The sequence below is a fragment of the Colwellia marinimaniae genome, from assembly GCF_002207865.1.
Lineage (GTDB): Bacteria > Pseudomonadota > Gammaproteobacteria > Enterobacterales > Alteromonadaceae > Colwellia > Colwellia marinimaniae.
The window spans coordinates 1-259 of record NZ_BDQM01000346.1 but is presented as its reverse complement, the minus strand read 5'-3'; the positions used below and the strand labels follow the sequence as shown (position 1 = coordinate 259).

At 47.5% G+C, this 259-nt stretch carries 1 pseudogene; it reads left to right on the top strand.

Features of this window, described 5'->3' with window-relative positions:
- Nucleotides 1–259, top strand: a pseudogene (locus MTCD1_RS19580) (DUF4382 domain-containing protein); the annotation flags it as partial.

Sequence of the window (259 nt, the reverse complement as noted above, 5' to 3'; positions counted from 1 at the left end):
ATCTGCTGACGGTTCAAGGAGCCGAGGTGGCTACGCTGGTAAGCGGCGAATCTGTCCCCTTGGGTGAATACCAGATGTGTATTTACATGCAAAAAAGTGAAACCGCTAATGCCGACAGTTCATATGTAGAAACAGCCGATGGAATTGAAGGCCTAACGACCAATAGTAATGGTAGCTGTGGTGGCGTTGGCGCAGAAGATGAAGACACTGGCCGCCTATTTTTTAATAAGTCATTTACTATTGCCGCAGGCACTAACAC